Source organism: Acidicapsa borealis, from assembly GCF_059115245.1.
Map to the genome: position 1 here is coordinate 637,982 of NZ_JCACNY010000001.1, position 16,124 is coordinate 654,105.

16 protein-coding genes and 1 tRNA gene are annotated in these 16,124 nt (G+C 59.7%); 12 read left to right on the forward strand and 5 right to left on the reverse strand.

Going from position 1 to position 16,124, the window contains the following annotated elements; all coding sequences use genetic code 11:
• Nucleotides 1-88: 88 nt before the first annotated feature.
• The gene (locus tag AC5S27_RS02600) at nucleotides 89-1,864 is read left to right on the forward strand and encodes a metallopeptidase TldD-related protein (RefSeq protein ID WP_493933024.1); all 1,776 of its coding nucleotides are present in this window, start codon (nucleotides 89-91) and stop codon (nucleotides 1,862-1,864) included.
• Nucleotides 1,865-3,520 carry a metallopeptidase TldD-related protein gene (locus AC5S27_RS02605; RefSeq protein WP_493933025.1) on the forward strand — a complete coding sequence of 552 codons (1,656 nt, stop codon included), beginning with the start codon at nucleotides 1,865-1,867 and terminating at the stop codon, nucleotides 3,518-3,520.
• 35 nt (nucleotides 3,521-3,555) lie between these two features.
• Here the strand turns inward: AC5S27_RS02605 and AC5S27_RS02610 are convergent, their stop codons facing one another.
• Both AC5S27_RS02610 and AC5S27_RS02615 read right to left on the reverse strand, forming a co-directional pair.
• A complete protein-coding gene (locus AC5S27_RS02610) occupies nucleotides 3,556-4,320 on the reverse strand; it encodes a septal ring lytic transglycosylase RlpA family protein (RefSeq protein WP_493933026.1) in 765 nt (254 codons plus the stop codon).
• Complete coding sequence (locus AC5S27_RS02615) at nucleotides 4,317-4,694, reverse strand: hypothetical protein (RefSeq protein ID WP_493933027.1); 378 nt, start codon at nucleotides 4,692-4,694, stop codon at nucleotides 4,317-4,319. Before AC5S27_RS02615 ends, AC5S27_RS02610 begins: the two co-directional genes overlap by 4 nt.
• 184 nt (nucleotides 4,695-4,878) lie before the next feature.
• On the opposite strand from AC5S27_RS02615, the gene AC5S27_RS02620 reads away from it, so the two are divergent.
• The gene (locus tag AC5S27_RS02620) at nucleotides 4,879-5,787 is read left to right on the forward strand and encodes a hypothetical protein (RefSeq protein WP_493933028.1); all 909 of its coding nucleotides are present in this window, start codon (nucleotides 4,879-4,881) and stop codon (nucleotides 5,785-5,787) included.
• A 342-nt stretch (nucleotides 5,788-6,129) separates the two neighbouring features.
• Nucleotides 6,130-8,223: a radical SAM protein gene (locus AC5S27_RS02625; protein ID WP_493933029.1), complete on the forward strand. Its 2,094-nt coding sequence runs from the start codon at nucleotides 6,130-6,132 to the stop codon at nucleotides 8,221-8,223.
• Between the two features lie 78 nt (nucleotides 8,224-8,301).
• On the opposite strand, the gene AC5S27_RS02630 is transcribed toward AC5S27_RS02625, so the two are convergent.
• A complete protein-coding gene (locus tag AC5S27_RS02630) occupies nucleotides 8,302-9,243 on the reverse strand; it encodes a hypothetical protein (RefSeq protein ID WP_493933030.1) in 942 nt (313 codons plus the stop codon).
• Nucleotides 9,244-9,566: 323 nt separating this feature from the next.
• Here AC5S27_RS02630 and AC5S27_RS02635 point away from each other — a divergent pair, with 323 nt between their 5' ends.
• Nucleotides 9,567-10,634, forward strand: a complete 1,068-nt coding sequence (locus AC5S27_RS02635; protein WP_493933031.1) for an A/G-specific adenine glycosylase — start codon at nucleotides 9,567-9,569, stop codon at nucleotides 10,632-10,634.
• A 4-nt stretch (nucleotides 10,635-10,638) separates the two neighbouring features.
• On the opposite strand, the gene AC5S27_RS02640 is transcribed toward AC5S27_RS02635, so the two are convergent.
• A complete protein-coding gene (locus tag AC5S27_RS02640) occupies nucleotides 10,639-11,421 on the reverse strand; it encodes a hypothetical protein (protein ID WP_493933032.1) in 783 nt (260 codons plus the stop codon).
• 323 nt (nucleotides 11,422-11,744) lie between these two features.
• Here AC5S27_RS02640 and AC5S27_RS02645 point away from each other — a divergent pair, with 323 nt between their 5' ends.
• The 7 genes from AC5S27_RS02645 to AC5S27_RS02675 all read left to right on the forward strand — a co-directional run bounded on the left by AC5S27_RS02645 (nucleotide 11,745) and on the right by AC5S27_RS02675 (nucleotide 15,029).
• The gene (locus tag AC5S27_RS02645; protein ID WP_493933033.1) at nucleotides 11,745-11,960 is read left to right on the forward strand and encodes a hypothetical protein; all 216 of its coding nucleotides are present in this window, start codon (nucleotides 11,745-11,747) and stop codon (nucleotides 11,958-11,960) included.
• A 9-nt stretch (nucleotides 11,961-11,969) separates the two neighbouring features.
• On the forward strand, nucleotides 11,970-12,401 hold the full coding sequence (locus tag AC5S27_RS02650; protein ID WP_493933034.1) for an OsmC family protein: 432 nt from the start codon (nucleotides 11,970-11,972) through the stop codon (nucleotides 12,399-12,401).
• Between the two features lie 144 nt (nucleotides 12,402-12,545).
• Nucleotides 12,546-12,632: transfer RNA gene (locus AC5S27_RS02655), tRNA-Leu, on the forward strand.
• A 182-nt stretch (nucleotides 12,633-12,814) separates the two neighbouring features.
• The gene (gene trpC, locus AC5S27_RS02660; protein WP_493933035.1) at nucleotides 12,815-13,621 is read left to right on the forward strand and encodes an indole-3-glycerol phosphate synthase TrpC; all 807 of its coding nucleotides are present in this window, start codon (nucleotides 12,815-12,817) and stop codon (nucleotides 13,619-13,621) included.
• 69 nt (nucleotides 13,622-13,690) lie between these two features.
• Nucleotides 13,691-13,906, forward strand: coding sequence for a FitA-like ribbon-helix-helix domain-containing protein (locus tag AC5S27_RS02665; RefSeq protein ID WP_493933036.1), 216 nt, complete (start codon nucleotides 13,691-13,693; stop codon nucleotides 13,904-13,906).
• A gap of 2 nt (nucleotides 13,907-13,908) precedes the next feature.
• Complete coding sequence (locus tag AC5S27_RS02670; protein WP_493933037.1) at nucleotides 13,909-14,346, forward strand: type II toxin-antitoxin system VapC family toxin; 438 nt, start codon at nucleotides 13,909-13,911, stop codon at nucleotides 14,344-14,346.
• 20 nt (nucleotides 14,347-14,366) lie between these two features.
• Nucleotides 14,367-15,029 carry a phosphoribosylanthranilate isomerase gene (locus AC5S27_RS02675; protein WP_493933038.1) on the forward strand — a complete coding sequence of 221 codons (663 nt, stop codon included), beginning with the start codon at nucleotides 14,367-14,369 and terminating at the stop codon, nucleotides 15,027-15,029.
• A gap of 9 nt (nucleotides 15,030-15,038) precedes the next feature.
• On the opposite strand, the gene AC5S27_RS02680 is transcribed toward AC5S27_RS02675, so the two are convergent.
• Entirely contained in the window at nucleotides 15,039-16,061 is a 1,023-nt protein-coding gene (locus AC5S27_RS02680) for a zinc-dependent alcohol dehydrogenase (RefSeq protein ID WP_493933039.1), read from the reverse strand.
• Nucleotides 16,062-16,124: the final 63 nt, after the last annotated feature.

Sequence of the window (16,124 nt, forward strand, 5' to 3'; positions counted from 1 at the left end):
CCGCCGCCCTGCTTGCCGCGCTATCTGCGACAATAACTCAACAGAATCGGTTCACGATTTCTTTCCCAGCGAAACTATGAGATCACCATTGTTACCAGTTTTTCGACGGACTTCTCCCAGCGGCACCCGGGTCCAGCGTACAGCACTTTTCTGCGCCTCGTTTCTGCTTTCGCCTGTCCTGGCGCCCACCTTCCTGTCTGCGCAAAAGGCCGCGCCGCTCCCGCCGGTGCTGGACACCATGACCGCGGAGCTGACCCGCGCCATGGCGACGCTTGGCAAGTCTAGTTCCGAAAAAGCAACCGACAAACAGGTTCCACCCTACTTCCTGAGTTATTCGGTAGCCGATGCTACCGGTATCTCGATCCGCGCCCAGTACGGCGCGCTGGTGGACTCCGCCAGCACCCATCAGCGTGTCGTCGATGTGCAGATTCGCGTCGGCGATCCGAAGCTGGACAATACCCACGGGACGCACCGTTCCTCGGCAGTCAATACGCTGCAGTTGCCTCTGACCGATGACCGCGAGGCACTCTCGCGTTCGCTCTGGCTGGCGACGAACAGCGGCTACGGCACCGCGCTCGACAACTTCCTCCGCGTCAAGACCGAAGCCGAGGTTCGCGCCAAGGAAGAGGATGCGTCGGGAGACTTCTCAACCGAGGCGCCGCAGGTCTCGATCGGCAAACCTGCCCCGGCACCGGTCGTGGACAAAGCGGCCTGGGAAGACCGGGTTCGCTCGCTGTCCAAGATCTTCCGCGAATTTCCAGACGTGAACCAGAACCTGGTGATGCTCACCGCGCAGACCGAGAATGACTACTTCACCTCATCGGAAGGCTCGCGTCTTGCCACGCCGCACCAGTCGGCCCGCCTGATCGTCTTTGCCGTAAGCCGCGCCGAGGACGGCATGGATCTTTTCCGCGCCCAGACGTTTGAGGCGGAAACGGTCGCTGGGCTACCCTCCCAGAAGGAGCTGGAAGCTGCCTTCCGCAAGCTTGGGGAAAGCCTCGAAGCACTGCGCAAAGCTCCCCTGACCGAGCCATTCAACGGCCCTGCGATCCTTTCCGGCCGCGCCGCTGCGGTCTTCTTCCACGAAGTCCTGGGCCACCGTCTCGAAGGCCAGCGCCAGCGCGGCGACGAGGAAGGCCAGACCTTCACCAAGGAAGTTGGCAAGCCCGTCCTGCCCAGCTTCCTTTCGGTATCCGATGATCCGACCCGTGAGAAGTTCGGAAACACCTGGCTCAGCGGCACCTACGAGTTCGACGACGAAGGCCAGAAGGCCAAGAAGGTCGATCTCATCCAGGACGGCGTGCTGAAGACCTTCCTGATGTCGCGGCTGCCCATCGCCAGCTTCTCGAACTCGAACGGCCACGGTCGCGGCCAGACCGGTCGCGTACCAAACGGCCGCCAGGGCAACCTGATCGTCACCTCGACCAAGTCGGTACCTGAGCCGGAACTGCGCAAGATGCTCATCGAGGAAGCCAAAAAGCAGGGCAAGCCCTACGGCCTCTACTTTGAAGACATCTCCTCTGGCTTCGCCGTCACCACGCGCAATTCGCCGCAGGCTTTCTCCGTGATTCCGCTGGTCGTCTATCGCGTGTATGTCGATGGCCGCCCTGACGAACTTGTCCGCGGAGTGAGTATTGTCGGCACCCCGCTGGCAGCAATGAAACGCATCCTAGCCACCGGCGACAAGAGCGAAGTCTTCAACGGCGAATGCGGCGCCGAGTCTGGTTCGATTCCCGTGTCTGCGGTCGCCCCGGCCATGCTGCTCACCGAAATCGAAACGCAGAAGCAGCAGCAGGGAACAGAACGCGTGCCGATCCTTTCGAATCCAAGCGCCAACACAATTGCCCAGGGAAAGGGAAACTAGATGACCCGCAACCGCTTTGCCGTTTCTCTTGCTGCACTCGCCCTGGCCGCTTTGCCGTTGACATCGGTAGCCCAGCAAACCCGCGCCGACGCTGAAAAGGACCCGGTCCTGAAAGCCATGCTGGCCGAGCTCGACCGCAGTAAGAACGAGCTCCAGCTCAAGGGCTTCGCAAAACCCTTCTTCATCCAGTACCGCATTGAAGATATCGAGGACTACCAGACCAAGGCCGATTTTGGCGCCAGTGTGGGCGACGAAAACCGTCGCCAGCGGCTGGCCCGAGTCACCGTTCGCGTCGGCGACTACAAGCTCGACAGCTCGACCGCCCGTGGTGATGGTTCCGTGCAGTTAGCGGCGCTCGACGATGACCCCCTGGCTCTGCGGGCCACGCTCTGGCAAGCCACCGATCAGGCCTATAAAGCCGCGCTCAAGGCCTACGCGCAGAAGCAGTCGCAGCTAAAACAGGTGCAGACACCGCCGCAGCAGGATGATTTCTCGCAGGAAGCTCCGGTCGTCTCACTCGAGCCAACCAGGCATCTGCAAATCGATGGCGCCGAATGGAGCAAGCGTGTCTCGGATGCCAGCGGGCTCTACCGCACGGACGCGTCTCTGAAGGCGGTCAAGCACGACGTGCAATACGCCACAGCCATCTTTCACGCGCGCTCGATCAATACCTATATGGTTTCAAGCGAAGGCACCATTCTGCGCAAGGGGGCAAACTCCTACGAGGAATCCTTCGCCGCCGGCACGCAGGCAGCGGACGGCATGCACCTCGACCGCTCCTATGGCACGAACGGTCTCGCGGAGAAGGACCTGGATTCACCGGAGACCTTCAACAAGCACGTGGTCAGCCTCGTTGCTTCGCTTGCTGACCTGCGCAATGCGCCGCTCGTCGAAGAGGAATACCACGGTCCGGTTCTGCTCTCAGCCGACGCCGCATCCGACACGATCCATGAACTCGTTGCACCGGCGGTCCTCGCCATACGCCCGGATATGGGCACCGAAGCGCGCACGAAGGGCCCGTTTGCTTCGAGCTTCCACGCGCGTGTGTTGCCTGAATTCCTGGACGTAGTCGATGACCCAGGCCTGACCGAGCTGAATGGTAAGAGCCTGGTCGGCGCCTACAAGATCGACGACGAAGGTGTGCCCGCGCAGACGGTCAAGCTGGTGGCGGATGGCAAGCTCGAAAACTACCTCATCGGCCGCGAGCCTGTACGAGACTTTCCCAAGTCCAACGGCCACGGCCGCGCAGCGTTGACCGGCGCTCCGCGCCCCGCGATCAGCGTGCTCAACATCACCGCGCGGGAAGGCTTCACCGAGGAAGAGCTGAACCAGAAGCTGCTCACCCAGGCCAAGGATCGCGGCCTGAAGAGCGCCTACTATGTGCAGACGCTGGGGCCGGAGTTGACTCCGCGCCTGCTCTACCGTATCAACACCGATGGCAAGCGGGAACTGGTCCGAGGCGCAACACTCGACGATCTCGATCAGCGGACCATGCGGACGGGCATTCTCGCCGCCGGCAAGGAACCCTACGTCGCGAACTATGACGGGGCTGTTCCAGAGACGATCCTGGCTCCGGCGTTGCTGTTTGACGATGTGACTATCCGCCGTGCCAACGAGAAGAATGACAAGCTGCCGTTCTACCCTCCACCAGACTAGTCATTCGAGTCGAGGCTGATTGAATCAAGCCTGACTTAGTCGAGCCTGACCAGATAGGCATCGCCTTCCGCAGGCCTCAGCTGGCGGGCAATCATCTCGGCCTGCTCGCGGTTGTCGCCTGCGGGCCGGATGCGAACCCAGTATCCCGTAGGGCCACTGAAGTCGATGACCTTGGCGTCGTCATACTTGCGCTCCAGTTCATCGCGCAGCTTCTCAGCCTTGTGTTCATGCTCGAAGGCGCCAATCTGCACGCACCAGCGGCCACCGGTTTCCATGGCATGCGGCGTCTGGTAGACGTCGATGCGCACCGGAGCCAGTCCGGCTCGATAGACGCCCGTCGCCTTCGCTGAAGCCATCGAAAGATCCAGAACACGTCCCTGCACAAACGGTCCGCGGTCTGTCACGCGCATGGTCGCCGATTGCCCGGTCTTCTCATTCGTGACCACAATCAGCGAACCCATCGGCAGCGTGCGATGCGCGGCGGTCAACGCGTTCTGATCAAAGATCTGCCCATTGGCACCCTGGCGATTGTGATACGGCGGTCCATACCAGCTCGCCACGCCCTGCTCAGAATAGATCGGTTTGTGGCTGGCAATGAATGCGGTGTCATCGTCCGAAACCACGCTTGGCGGCGGTGGTGTAACTGGCCTTGGTGTATTGCCCTGCACGGGCCTTGAAGGAGCACGCATCGGCGGCGGAGGCGGTGCGCTGGCCACAGGTTGAGGACGATGATGAGCGCAGCCGGCCAGCAGTGTGGTCAATGCCGCGGCAGTCAATCCGGAGATGTACCTGCAATTCACTGATTGCCGCCCTGCTGTTGCTGCGAAGCGGAGTTTGCGGGATCGAGCTTTTCCGCAAACCGGTCGAGATATCGCGCCAATGTGCGTGCTCCCACGGCGGCCTCGCGGCGTACTTCGGGAATCACAACCGCATCCACGTATCCGACGGCGTGACGAACCTCCGCGCCGGCGCGATCCATCCAGTCCTCTACCAAATCGCTGAAAGCCGATGCACGGTACTGAGACGAGGCATATCCTGGCATATCCGAACCACCCCTGTTTTCCAGTGTGCGCACCAGATTCCGCTGAGTCAACGGCGCAAACGGCGAACTTGACTGCAAGGTGCCGCGAACATTACTCCCAAATTCTGGGATACCCGAGCTGTTCTGCCGCATCCCATCCTGCAGACTGCGCCGGTTTAGGCGACCTTTTTTGAAAAGTCTGCGTCGAAGTGATCAGTACTTAAGGAAAAAGTATATTGTGACCATGAGTGATGGAAGGCATTGGAATCTCCGCGTACTTTGCAACGGGAACGCCGCCTGGGCTGCGGTATTTTTGCTTCTTTCAGCAGCAGTTCCCTTGACTGCGCAAGATCCTGTACAGGATCACGGAACTGCCAACACGCTGATCGCCAGCGCGCCACCGGATGCTGCATTCCGGGATTCTTCAGCAGCGCCGCTTTCAGTGCGGTCGGAAGCAGATCTTCCCGACAGCCCTCTGCCGGCTGGCTTCTATCCGCAGGCTCCGGCTGAAGGGCAGTCGATGCCGCAGGCTCCCGCCCAGTCTGCAAACCCGGACACTTCGTCCAATGCCGCAGCCGAAGACGCCAGCAGGAAGGATTGCAAGCTCCGCCCCTGCGCGGCAAAACCGATCATCAATTGGTACATGCGGTTTGAAGATGGTCCGCAGGTCAAGCCCATGACGCCCAAGGAAAAAGGCTGGCTGGCCGCGCGAAATCTGATTGAGCCCTTTAATCTGCTGACCATCGTCGGCACAGCGGGCATCACCATCGCCGCAGACTCTCACTCCGCGTACGGCCCGGGCTTCCCAGGCTTCGGGCGCTACGTCGGCGTCACGTTTACAGAAGACATGACGGGAGAGTTCTTCAATACCTTTCTGATCCCCTCCATCACCCACCAGGATCCTCATTATCACCGCATGCCCAAGGCCTCCTATCCCCGCCGTATCTTTCATGCGATCTCGCAGGTTGCCTGGACCCAGGGCGACAACGGCAAGGGGATGCTCAACTACGGCAACCTTGTCGGCTTCGCCATTGACGATGAGATCGGCAACTTGTACGTCCCCGGCCGCCAAACCAACGCCGGAGCCACTGCCCAGCGCTATGCCATTGGGCTCGCAACAGCCCCCATCGACAATTTCATCTCCGAATTTCTTCCCGACGTAGCCAAGCACATCCACGTGCAGGTGGTCGTCGTCCAGCGCATCATCAACCAGGTAGCCAACAAGGATTCAGGCGGCGCCTTCTAGGCCGCCTCGTCCTTCTTTCCGTTCCTGGAGGATTACCGTAATCGGCTCAACAACATCCATTCGCCGTGCGCTGGTGTCGCTTAACCCCGGAGAATTCCCCGTTCACTGGTCGCTCGTTGGGCTGGACGGCAGACCCAAGTACCATTGAAGTGGATAGTTAGACCTTCTTGTCCCCTTCATGCCTGACACCAAAGTGAAGGGTGCGGATATCCAAATTGCTTATGCCGGAATCGGCAAAGTTTTTGCACCTGATTTTGTGAGAGCTGGATCAAACCAGCATCAAAGCAACCGGAACCAGATCATATCGAGAACCAAAGTCTGACCAAGGAGACTCGAAACACGATGTCCAAAGCCACGAAATACGCAGAGAAAGCAGTAGTCTACGCCGCCAAGGGCGCGTGGGAAGTATTCGAGCGCCTCAACCGGATCAGCCCCAACGCATCCATCACGCCCAAGTGGAGCGACAAGCCGCTGCTCAAGAGCTGGGAGAAAGAGAAGCCGCCCCTCGGCTGGCCCCGCTCCACCGACTCGCTCTGTCCGAAGTGCGTTCCTGAGATTCGCCAGCAGATCCTCGACGGCAAGCTGCCCCACGAAGTCCTCCTCAATGAGAAGGTCGGTGAAATCAAGGCCCAGATCATCGAGCGCGATGGCTCCATCTACATGGTCAAGGATTGCCCCAAGCATGGCCACTTCGAAGATCTGATGTCCCACGACACAGCTTTTTTCCGCCACTTGGAAGAGACCTTCCCCGGCCGCGATATCCGCGCCCACAACGACGAGAAGCTGCACAACCACGGCACCTCGACCGTCACCCACGGCCGCGGCTCGGTTCTCACCATCGATCTCACCAACCGCTGCAACATGATGTGCGATCCCTGCTTCATGGACGCCAACCAGGTTGGCTTCGTCCACGAACTGACGTGGGACGAAATCAAGACCATGCTGGACAACGCGATCACCATCAAGCCGCGTCGCCAGATGTCGGTCCAGTTCTCCGGCGGTGAGCCCACCCTGTCGCCTTACTTCCTCGACGCCGTCTCCTACGCCCGCAAGGTTGGCTACAACAGCGTTCAGGCTGCCTCGAACGGTATCGAATTCGCCAAGAGCAAGGAGCTCTGCCGCGCCGCTGCGGAAGCCGGTCTCCGCTACGTCTACCTGCAGTTCGACGGAATCGGCAACGCTGCCAACTCGCACCGCAAGGTCGGCAACCTGTTCGACGTGAAGCTCCAGGCCATTGCCAACCTGCATGAAGCCGGTGTGGACATCGTGCCCGTCACAACCATCATCAACGGCATCAACAACGAGCAGGTCGGCCGCATCGTCGAGTTCGCGCTCGACAATCCGAAGACCATCAGCTTCCTCAGCTTCCAGCCGGTTTCCTTCACTGGCCGCGATGAGGACATCTCGGACGACCGCCGTCTGGCGCAGCGTTACACGCTCAGCCACCTCGCGCACGATGTCAAGAACCAGACCGGACTCGGCGAGCCGACCCGTGACTGGTTCCCCATCAGCTTCATGAGCACCTTCTCTGACTGGGCCGACAACGTTCACGGACCCAACAACGAGTGGGGTCAACTCTCCTGCGGTTGCCACCCGAACTGCGGCATCGGCATGGCGCTGATGATCGATAAGGAAACCAAGGAAGCGGCTCCCGTAAGCGCCTTCCTGAACGTGGACCGTCTGGCCCGCGACACGGCCAAGGTCAACGACGCGGCTCGTGGCAAGTTTCTCTCGATCCTCGGCATCGGCCTCGCGCTGCTGCGCAACTACGATCCGTTCCAGGCTCCGACCCACTTCAAGATCAGCGACATGATGAAGAAGATGGACAAGACCTTCGGCGCCTCCGGCAAGGATTACGGCAGCGTCAAGGGTGACCGTACTCTGGACGACATCAAGAAGCGCCGCGCCGATCGGTGGAACTTCCTCTTCATCGCCGGTATGTGGTTCCAGGATCTGTTCAACTACGACTTCCGTCGTACCGAGCAGTGCATCATTCCCTACGCCACGCAGGAAGGCGAAATCAGCTTCTGCGCGTACAACACCGGTGTAGGCTGGCGCAACATCATCGAGAAGATGCACATGACCGCGACTCTTACCAAGTGGTACGAAGAGCACGGGCGTCATGAAATCTTCGCCGGTGGCAAGAAGGTAGGAATGGCCGAGCAGGGTCACAAGCTGCTCCTCAACCAGGAGCACGTGAACTCGGAAGCCAATCACACGCTGGACAATCTTGGCATCGCTAAGAACGCCCGCGAAGAGAAGATTCGCGCCCGCGACGAGAAGATCAAGAGCGATGCGGAGAATGCCCGCATGGCCAAGCTCTATCGCGAGCACGTTCTCGGCGAAAAGCCGGTCGAAGGCCTGGTTCGTCTGGACTCCATCGCTCCCGCCAAGCCGGTAGCTGCCCGTACCGAAGAGCCCGTTGCCGGAGACTAATTCAGCAACGCAACACCAACGTCAAAGGCCGCTCCCATGGGAGCGGCCTTTGACGTTGGGGGATTGGCGCTCGCCCGCTCAGCGAATCCGGAAGTTATACGCCACACCGAACTTCACAATCGGGTAGGTCTTCAACTGGTTGATGTCGTTCGCATAGCTCTTGACCTGCGCTGCCAGGTCGGCCTGCGCCATCGGATCGGTGGCAACATCCGTACAGTTCTGTCCATTGGAGTCGCAGACGTACCCGGTCAGGTTCAGCGACGCGGTCGGCTGCTTGATGAAGGCCACGCCAACCTCCACCGGGAAGGTCAAGTGCCGGCCGGAGGCAGGGATGACGTTGCCCCAGCCAGTTGTTGCGGTAAAGGCCGGCTGACCGTTACCGAACCCGAAGCTGCCAGTACCCACCACAGCCTGTGCTCCGCTTGCAGAGTAGTAGTTGTGGTTATCCAGGGAGAAGCTCGTGCCCGCCTGTGCCGTGTAGACAAAGTCGACCTTGTTCTGGTTGTAGAACAAGACTCCGGGACTCAGCCGGAATCCGTTGTGGAACGGGTAGTAATCGACCGACGCACCTGCAGAAGCGAAGTTCGCCTTCGCCGTCACGTTAAATCCCTGCGTGGTGATTCCGTCGTCGCTGTAATTGAAGAGATTGCCCGTTCCGCGGATGTTGAAGTGGCGATTGATATTGGTCGCTACCTCCAGGCCAACGCCCAGCGGCGAAACGCCCACGCTCAGTGCAAGTCGCGAGAAAGGTCGCACCACATTGCTGGCTGGCGCTGTGTGCGACCTCTCCCAGGCGCCGCCACCGGCGGCAAAGATGCTGTATTCCGGCGCCACCAGCGTCTCTCGGATCGGGCCGGCAATGCCGGAATCGAGACTCGAACTGCTGCCGACTGCCGCCCCTTCCTCGCGTTGAGCGCAAACTGAAACCGAGGCCGCCAGTATCAAGATAGCTGGTAAGGAAAAAGAGAGCAGGCGCGGATTTCTCCGGGCAAGCGAAAGGCGTACACACTGAATCTTCAAGGGGAGGTCTCCAAATCGCAACGGAATTGCCCCGGCAGTGACCATTGCCGATTGGTAGCGTCTGCGCATCGGGGATATGTCGCAAGGCATCGGCTCAGTTACGAGGAATACACGTATGGTTACTTTTGGATTCTATCGTAACATTACTCTCGAATGAGCTCCTCCGCGACCAGGCAGGTGGTAGGGAAACGATGCGGGGCTTCCGTGTAATTTCGCAGATCGGGCTGATGCCCAACGCCGAATTCCATCCCCGGAAATCCTAGTAATCCCACTAGAATCGTTCTATGCAGGAAAGTCCGAGCACTTCGACACAAGAGACTTCGATGACCAGGGAAGCAATATCCGACCTGCGTTCGAGCCTGCTTGCCTGGTATGACCTGCACCGCCGCGATCTGCCCTGGAGGCGCACCAGCGACCCTTACGCGATCTGGGTTTCGGAAATCATGCTGCAGCAGACGCGCGTCGCCGCCGTGCTGGGCCGGTATGAATCGTTCCTGCGCAATTTCCCGACTGTGGAGGCGCTGGCGCATGCGGCGGAGCCCGACGTTCTCGCCCAGTGGAGCGGCCTTGGCTACTATCGCCGCGCGCGCATGCTGCACAAGGCGGCAAAAGTTGTTGCCGGGGAGCACGCAGGCGTAATGCCGCGGACTGCAGCCGGTCTCCGCGACCTGCCCGGCATCGGAGCCTACACGTCCGCTGCCATCGCCAGCATCGCCTACGGGGAAGCGGTCGCGGTCGTCGATGGCAATGTAGAGCGCGTCGTTCAGCGCTTGGCCGGCTGGGGTTCGGAGGAACGGAGCGGCCAGGCCGAACTCGCGCGCAGGACAGAGCAGATGGCCACCAGCTTGCTCGACCCTGCCCGCCCCGGCGATTTCAACCAGAGCATGATGGAGCTCGGTGCCACGGTTTGCCTGCCCCGCGGCCCGCTCTGCCTCGCCTGTCCCCTTAAGGATTTCTGCAAGACCCAGGGAGAACACCCGACCCCAGCTCGCGCTCCCATGCGCAGTGAAGATGCAGCCTACGCGCTGGTCATCCGCACCGCCCGCAGCGGCCGCGACCGGCGCAAGAGCAGGGAAGTCCTTTTGCACCAGCGGTCCGCCGATCAGACCGTCATGCCCGGCATGTGGGAACTGCCCGCTCTGCGCAGCACCGAAGTCGCCGGACCACAGCTCAAAATGGCCGTCCGCCACGCCATCATGCAGGTCAACTACTACGTCCGCATTCGTAGTCTTGAGGAGCAGGAAGCCGATGCCCATATTGTCCCGGCGGAGACGCGCAAATGGGTCCGTCTACAGGAACTGGGCTCGCTGCCGCTTACCGGTCTGGCGCGGAAAGTTCTCATCCGCTCACGGCTGGCAGAGCTCACTCCCATGCTTCCGGCGATCGATTGAGCAATTAGAACGGCTCCGGCTTCACGTTCTTGTGACAGAGCTGGATCGCGTGGTTAAACGCATTGACCAGCCGCGGAGCCATCTCTTGATCGTCCGCGCGGATCACCAGCGTTGACTGTACACCCTCGAAAGGCATCTTGATCCACTCCAGTGGAATGCTCCCTGTGCTTCTCCGCCTGTAGGAGATGACGTTCGCTGAGCCTTCAAGCGTGAGCAAGACAACAGTGTCAGGCACGATGGTCGTCTCGGTCACCTCGTCCTTCGTCTCGCTCCGGCTGGACTCCTGCTTTGCCACTTTCCAGGAAGCCTTCATCAACCGGTCAAAGGGCACCGTGTTCACCGTAACCACTGTGTAATCGTCGCCCTTGGTCAGTTGGCCGAGCATCAGTGAGCAGCCGTCGAACTTGGCAACGGAAACTGACTCATTCGAACTGGCATTCTGTCGCCCGTCCTCTCTTGGCGGTTTTCCCTTTTTCAAGTGATAAGTAACAATCGTGCGGCTGCTCCCATGCATCATGCCGACAACATGTCCTTCGATCCACTGCGTCGTCTCCGCGAGTGTCGGTCCATTCTCCACGGGAACCGGTGGCGCAGGAGAAGGTGTCATTGGCTGGGCGGTGGCTTGCGCCGCACTTTGTTCCTCTGTGGAGGTTTTGGTCAGTGCCTTGGTTGGGGACTTGGACTGCGAACCGGTATGGGGTACGGAGGCCTGCGCAGCGCAAACCGGTGCATGGAACGACAGAGCGGAAGCAAGTAAGACAACGACCGTTCCCCACCTACCGTTCATGCAGCCCCATCTCCCGCCATGGTTTCCAGACAGGGCCAACCATAGCATGAAAGATTCTCGGGTTGAAGATGGTTTCTTTAACTTGTTAGTGCTTGTCTAAGAATAAGTTACGAGCGTGTACGAACGTAACTAAGACATATTACTGTTAGATATGTTTAGCAGGTTCAGTAGTAATCTGAGCAGCTCAGATAATAGCCGCACTGCAGACAAACCAGCTTGCAGTGATGGCCGGTGAGTTGATCGCTGCAGTTGGGGCAGATCTGCTGGTGATGCATTTGCGCCTCAGCGTGAGGATCGTTCGACGATACGGAGGAGTGGTCCTTTTGCAACAATTTCCCGCGAAATTCGCCGTCAAAATCAGGCGCAAAGTCGGCATTGAGGGCGGTAGGGCGCTCCGGAAGCATGTCCAAGAGATTAGCATGGACTGGTGCGTGAAACAGTGCGCGACGCAGTCCGCGAAACGCAGCGCGGCTTCCATGGAATCCATGGGCCCGCCGCCGAAGATTCTGGACCACAACTTCAACCTCAACATCGACTAAGGAGCAATTATGGCGAGCAAGGCAAGCGCAGTTTGGACCGGTTCCCTCAAGGAAGGCAAAGGCACCATCAGCACCGCAACCGGCGTTCTCTCGGATGCAAACTACTCGTTTCAGACGCGCTTTGAAGGCGCGGACAGCGGCACCACTCCCGAAGAGCTGATCGCAGCGGCGCACGCTAGCTGCTTCTCGATGGCCCTGGGCGCACAGCTGGGCGGTTCCGGCCTGACCCCCACCAAGATCGAAACCCACGCCGCTGTCACGCTGGGCAAGGTCGAGGGCGGCTTCGCCATCACCAAGATCGCGCTGACCACGACTGCCGACGTTCCGGGCGCGACCAAGGAAGTTTTCGACGCCGCCGCCGCCGGTGCCAAGGCAGGCTGCCCGATCTCCAAGCTCTTCGCCAACAACACTGAGATCACCCTGGACGCAACCCTGGTCTAAGGTCTTCGTTTCGATTGCCGGGGCGGTCGTCCTGAATCGCACGCCGTCCCGGCTCTCTCAGACGGGCAGAAGTTGACACTAAGCCCGCGATTTGCGAAACTCGAACTTGCTGCCAGACTGGTTTAGGCCAGATGCAAGTACCGTGCCGAAGTGGCGGAATTGGCAGACGCGCATGGTTCAGGTCCATGTACTCGCAAGGGTGTGGAGGTTCAAGTCCTCTCTTCGGCACCAAACAATTTGGCAATAGGATGCCCCGAATCGGAACTCCCGGACGGGGCGTTGTTGCGTCAGGGAAAAAATAAATACCCCACCCCCCCTACTGGTCAATTTGGGCCAGTCCAAACAAGCCGTCTCACCGAAAGATGAGGCAGCGGACACATCCCGCGAGCTCCGCGAATTTATACTGGAATTGAATGTCTACCCATCTCGAAACAATCCTGGCCGCGACGCGCGCCACCGTTGCAGCAAACAAGGCACACATCTCCCTCGCCGAGCTTGACCAGCGCGCCGACGAACATAAGCCGCGCGGCTGGGTGCAGGCTCTTCGCAAAGCTTCGAAGAAATCGCCAGCCATCATTGCCGAGATCAAGAAAGCTTCGCCGTCGAAGGGTCTGATCCGCGAAGACTTTGATGTCGCCTGGCTGGCCAAGCGCTACGCCGAAGGCGGTGCGGCTGCGCTTTCTGTGTTGACCGACGAGCCGTTCTTCCAGGGCAGCCTGCGCAATCTGGAACTGGCTTCCGCAGCGGTTCCGCTGCCCTGCCTGCGCAAGGACTTCATCGTCGACGAGTACCAGGTCGTCGAAGCCCGCGCTCACAAGGCGGATGCCATCCTGCTCATCGCCGCAGCGCTATCGGATGCGGAAATGGAGCACTTCATCGCTCTCGCCCACGATCTCGAACTCGATGTGCTCTGCGAAGTCCACGACCACATCGAACTCGACCGCGTGGTCGCCCTCGCCGAACCACCAGAGGCGATTGGCGTGAATACCCGCGACCTGCGCACCTTCGAGGTTCGCCTGGAAACCGCACTTGAGCTGATAGACGGCATCCCCAACACCCGTGTGCGTATCGCCGAAAGCGGCATCACCACCCACGCCGACATCGCGAAGCTCCGCAAAGCCGGCTTCGATGCTTTCCTCGTTGGCGAAGCCCTGATGCGCCAACCTGATCCGGCCATCGCCCTTAAGACACTTTTGACCGGTGCGCCTGTTTTGGCGTAGTAGGTTGATTGCAATGATTGCAGATTGGCTTAGAATGGAATCATTGCAATCCTGTGGTGGAGGTGCATCATGGCCACAAATTTAATTGTTCGTAATGTCGATGCAGAAGTCGTCCAATTGCTTAAGCAGCGAGCCGCGAGCAATGGCCGTAGTGCTGAAGCTGAGCATCGGGAGATATTGAAAGAGGCACTAAGCCGCCACCCTCGCAAGCGATCTTTGAACGAGGTTTTGCTCTCCATGCCGCAAGTAGGTGAGGATGCCGATTTCGAAGGACTGCGAGGCTAGTTTTGTTTCTCGTCGATACCAACGTCATCAGCGAGATCCGTAAGGGTCCAAGAGCGGACAGTGGTGCCATTCAGTTTCTTCGCGACAGAGATCATGAAATTTTCATTCCAGTACAGGTAATCGGCGAACTCAAGCGTGGGGTAGAAAATGTCCTGCGCAAGGGCGATATTGTCCAGGCAGAGATGCTGGATACATGGTTTCAGAAGGTATTGAAGGATTTTTCCAAACGAATTCTTGTTTTTGACCTCGATTGCGCGCAGAGCTGGGGCCATTTGGCGGGTCTGAATGAACAGAATCTGATAGATAAGCAAATCGCTGCCATTGCTCTCGTTTACGGTTTGACGCTTGTTACTCGCAACGTCAGCCATTTCTCCGCCCTCGGTGTGCAGATTCTAAATCCGTTTTCCGGAATACAAGTTGCTTCGCCTTCAACCCCGTAGATAAGTGAAACGAGAAGACCATGAATCTCTGGGTCAAAATCTGCGGGAATACTTCAGTGGAAGACGCTCTACTCGCAGCGGAGGCTGGTGCGGACGCGTTGGGCTTTATCTTTGCCCCAAGTCCGCGCCGCGTCACAGCACTGCAAGTCGCGTCGATCAAGCCGCATCTGCCCGCTGCCATCGAAAAGATCGGCGTCTTCGTCGATGCGGATTTCCCCACGATAGCCGAAACCGTGGAGATTGCCGGGCTAACCGGGGTTCAGTTGCATTCGGCTGGAGACAGCGGCCTGCCACAGCAGCTTCGCGAGCGCTTTGGCCCGGCCCTGCGAATTCTGCGCGTGATTCACTTCGGAGAGGATGCGGCGTCACAACTGGAAGCGGTCAGCGGAGTTAAAGATATCTACGGCATCCTGGTCGATTCCCGCACCGCGACCGCAGTTGGCGGGACCGGCATAGCCTTCGATTGGGAAGCCGCGCGTAGCTCTATCTTCACCGGTGACAGCGGGTTGAAGCTTATCGCCGCCGGCGGCCTCAATCCAGACAACGTAGCCGAGGCAATCAACACGCTGCGCCCGTGGGGCGTGGACGCAGTCAGCGGAGTCGAACGCGCTCCAGGGCGCAAGCATGCGGACAAGGTGCGCGCCTTTATCGCCAACGCGCGGGCCGCCACAGCGCTCTTGTAGAGCCCTCGCCTACATCGTCAACACAATTCTCCCGGGCACCTGTCCTGCCTTGAGGCGAGTGACGGCCTCATTGACCTGGTTCAGAGGCAGCGTCTCAATAACCGAGCGAATGCCGGAATCGGCAGAGACTGCGAGCGCCTCCGCGAGATCCTCGCGAGTGCCGACAAAGGAGCCGCGAATCGTCAGCCGCTTGAGCACGACATCGAAGAGCGGAATCTGAAATTCACCGGGCGGCAGACCGACCAATACGCAGGTTCCTTTACGGCGGGTCATGTCGACTGCCTGACGAAACGCGCCGAGCGAGACTGCCGTCACCACCACGCCATGCGCGCCGCCGACCGCTTTCTGTACCTGCTGCGCCAGGTCCGCATCGCGGGCATTCAGGCAGATCTCCGCACCAAGGTCTTTGGCCAGCGATAGCTTTTGCGCGTCAATGTCGATGGCGATCACATGCAGGCCCATGGCCCGGCCGTACTGCACAGCCATCTGGCCCAGACCGCCCACGCCTAAAATCGCAACCCATTCGCCGGTTCTGGCTTCGGTTTCCTTGAGTGCTTTCCAGGTTGTCACGCCAGCACAAAGGAGCGGCGCGGCTTCGGCGTCCGTAAGTTTCTCCGGGATGTGGCCAACATAGGCTGCGGGCGCAAGCGCGTATTCCGCAAAGCTGCCGTTGGCGGTGTAGCCACCGTAGGTTGCTGCTGGGCAAAGCGTCTCCCAGCCACTCAGACACCATTCGCAGTGCCCGCAGGCGGAGCGCAGCCAAGGCAGCCCGACGCGGTCGCCTTCCTTCACTCCGTTGACAGCCCTGCCGATCTTTTCCACGATGCCCACGCCCTCGTGGCCCGGGATAAACGGGAAGCTGGGCTTGATCGGCCAGTCCGCGTCGATAGCGTGAATGTCTGTGTGGCAAACTCCACTGGCGTGGAGCCTCACCAGCACTTCCTCCGGTTCGGGGTCACGGAAGGTGACCTGTTCGAGAATCAGTGGCTTGTGGCTTTCGTGGGCGACTGCGCCGAGACCGAGGACTGGCATGTGAGAACCTTTCCAACCGCTGTGCGAACAACAAAGTGAAAAAAGCGCTGCAATAGCTGGCGG